The following is a 3,509-nucleotide window of genomic DNA, read 5'->3' on the forward strand; positions in this document are numbered from 1 at the left end:
CTGTCGGCCGAGACGTTGACGATATACGGCTTCGGCTTGACTTGGCGGAGCAACGCATCAAGCACGTCGTCATTGCGCTCATTGCCGAAGAAGTCGCGCAACGCGTCGATCACGGTATCGCCGATACCGTTGACCGAGGGGAAGACACTGTGCGGATCTTCCGCTGCCGCTGTTTCCTTGCCCACGCGGATCAGTTCCTCGATGGTCGAGAAGGTGCGGGCAAGCACAGCCGCCGTCGTTTCGCCGATATGGCGGATGCCGAGCGCGAAGATGAAACGGTCGAGTTCCGGCTCGCGGCGTGAGTCGATGGCCGCGAACAGCTTGTCGAGGCCCTCATAATTGCGGTCCTCGACGCTGCGCACGTTCTTGCGCGTCTTGCCCGATGCGGCCTCGCGCTGCCTCGCCTGTTCCTCGCGCCGTTCCGCCAGCGCCCTGGTGACAGCCGGACGGCGATCCCTGAGCGTGAAGATATCGGCGGCGGTCCTGATCAATCCCGCGTTGAAGAACGTGTCTATGTTCTCCGCGCCGAGGCCTTCGATGTCCAGGGCACCGCGCGACACGAAGTGGCGCAATCCTTCCACCGCCTGCGCCGGGCAGATCAGCTCGCCGGTGCAGCGGCGGCGGGAATCCTCCTTGCCGGTCTTCTCGTTGATCTCGCGCGTCGCCGGCGAGCCGCAGATCGGACAGGTGTGCGGGAATTCGTACGGCACGGCATCGGCCGGCCGCTTGTCGATGACGACGCTGACGATCTGCGGAATGACATCGCCTGCCCGCTGGATCACGACCGTATCGCCGATGCGCACGTCGATGCCGTCGCGGATCGGCTGGCCGGTCGAGTCCAGGCCCTTGATGTAATCCTCATTGTGCAGCGTGACGTTCTCGACCACGACGCCGCCGACCGTGACCGGCGCCAGCCGCGCGACCGGCGCCAGCGTACCGGTACGGCCGACCTGGATGTCGATCTTCTGAACGGTCGTCATCGCCTGTTCGGCCGGAAATTTATGCGCGATCGCCCAGCGCGGTTCGCCGGTGACGAAGCCCCAGCGGCGTTGCAACTCCAGCTGGTCGACCTTGTAGACGACGCCGTCGATATCGTAGCCGAGCGCGGAGCGCTGCTCCTCGATCCGATGATAATGCGCGATCAACTCCTTGGCCGATTTCGCCCGCACCATCAGCGGACTGATCTTGAACCCCCACTCGGCGAATTTCTGCACCGAATCATACTGGGTCGGAGCCGGATCCGCTGTCGTGTAACCCCAGGCATAGGCGAAGAATTTGAGGTTTCGGCTGGCGGTGACGGACGGATCCTTCTGGCGCAGCGACCCGGCCGCCGTGTTGCGCGGATTGACGTAGTCCTGGCCGCCGACGGCGGCCGAGCGCTGCTTCAGCGCCTCGAATTCCGCATAGGTCATGTAGACCTCGCCGCGTATCTCGATGGTTTCGGGCCAGCCCGAGCCTTTCAGCTTTGCAGGGATGTCGGCGATGGTCTTCAAATTGGCGGTGATGTCTTCGCCGACGGCGCCGTTGCCACGCGTTGCGCCCTGCACGAACACACCGTTTTCGTAACGCAGCGAAGCCGATAGCCCGTCGATCTTCGGTTCGGCCGTGAACGCAATGTCGAGTTCCTTGTCGCGATCGAAGAACCGCCGCCCGCGTTCGATGAAATCCGTGACATCATCGTCGGTATAGGCCTTGGCAAGGCTGAGCATCGGCACGGCATGGCGCACCTTGGTAAAGCCTTCCGCGGGCGCTGCTCCGACCCTGAGCGATGGCGAATCCTCGCGCACCAGCGCCGGAAAGCGCTCCTCGATGGCAAGGTTGCGCCGCGCCAGCGCATCATACTCGGCATCGGTGATAACAGGCGCATCTTCGGTATGGTAGCGCCGGTCGTGCTCGGCGATCTCTTCCGCCAGCCGCTTCAGCTCGGCTTCGGCCTCGCTCTCACTGAGCGAATCGACAGGTTTTTCAGCCATGCTTTCCTTCCCCGGACGGTGGCCCGCCACAATAGATCAGGATTTTGGGAAAATCATTCCTGAACAGCAGGATGGAGCCATATCCTGACTCGATCCCTGACACCTGTTGTTCTTATGCGGCCGTGGTGTTTTCACGCAGCAATCGCTCGGCGGCGGCGCGCGCCTCGTCGGTGATGGTGGCGCCGGCCAGCATGCGCGCGATCTCTTCCTGCCGCGCCGGCCGGTCCATCTCGGCAATGCCGGTGGCGACACGGTCGGTGGTGCCGGATTTGGAGATCAGGAAATGCGTCGCCGCGCGTGCCGCGACCTGTGGCGCATGCGTCACCGAGAGCACCTGGACGCGCTTCGACAGCCGCGCCAGCCGCTGGCCGATCGCGTCGGCGACAGCGCCGCCCACCCCAGTATCGATTTCATCGAAAACCAGCGTCGGCGCCGAGCCGCGGTCGGCCAGCGCGACCTTCAACGCCAGAAGGAAGCGCGAAAGTTCGCCGCCGGACGCCACTTTCATCATCGGCCCGGGCCGCGTGCCTGGATTGGTGCGCACCCAGAATTCGATCTGGTCGATGCCCTCTTCCATGCGGCTCTCGGCCTCGCTCTTCATTTCCACGATAAAGGCGGCGCGTTCGAGCTTGAGCGCCGGCAATTCCGCCATGACCGCCTTGGTCAAGCCGACCGCCGCCGCATGACGAAGCGAGGACAGCTGCGCGGCGGCAATGTCGTAGGTCTCGCGTGCCGCGGCGGCCTGCTTTTCCAGCCCGTGCAGGCGCTCCTCGCCGGCATCGAGATCGGCAAGATCGGCCGACATCGTGTCGCGAAGCTGCGCCAGATCGTCGACGGCGACGCTGTGCTTGCGCGAGGCCGCGCGCAGCGAAAACAGCCGCTCCTCCGCCTTCTCCAACCGCTGCGGATCATATTCGGTGGCGCGCAGTGCTGCCTCGACCCCCGATTGCGCCGCGTCAAGCGACAACATCGCCTCGTCGAGCGACTTGACGACGTCGTCGAGCAGGCCGGGCGCCTCGGTCACCTTGCGCTGCAGCCGCCGCAGCAGGCTGGCCAGTTGCGGCAAGGGCGAGGACGGGCCGGACAGCACATCCTGCGCGTCATGGATTTCGGACGCGATCTTCTCGGCCCGCATCATCGACGCGCGCAGTTCGGCAAGATCGGTCTCCTCACCCGGCTGCGGATCGAGCTTGGTCAATTCCGCCACCGCCGCACGCAGATAGTCGGCCTCGCGCGCGGCCGCCGCCACCTTGGCACGGTGGCGCGACAGTTCCTGCTCGCAGGCGCGCCAATGCCGCCATGCCTCGCCAGTTGAGCGAACGGCGCCGAGATGGCCGCCAAAAGCGTCGAGCACCTCGCGGTGAGCGCCGGGATCGACCAGAGCGCGTTCGTCATGCTGGCCGTGGATTTCGACCAGCGCGCGCCCGACATCGCGCATCAAGGTGACGCTCGAAGGCTGGTCGTTGACGAAGACACGGGTGCGGCCGTCCGCGGTCTGCAGGCGGCGAAGGATGATGTCGCCGTCATCCTCGATCG

The 3,509-nt window shown here is 65.1% G+C and carries 2 protein-coding genes; both read right to left on the minus strand.

The genetic code is table 11. The features are described from left to right. The coding region (ligA, locus tag EN991_RS28120) for an NAD-dependent DNA ligase LigA (RefSeq protein WP_127369975.1) at positions 1-1,973 on the minus strand (1,973 nt) is incomplete at its 3' end. Positions 1,974-2,085: 112 nt separating this feature from the next. Then, positions 2,086-3,509, minus strand: a 1,424-nt coding sequence (locus tag EN991_RS28125; protein WP_164769417.1) for a DNA repair protein RecN, incomplete at its 5' end; no start/stop codon positions are given.

Source organism: Mesorhizobium sp. M7A.F.Ca.US.005.03.2.1 (assembly GCF_003997795.1).
Classification (GTDB): Bacteria; Pseudomonadota; Alphaproteobacteria; order Rhizobiales; family Rhizobiaceae; genus Mesorhizobium; species Mesorhizobium ciceri.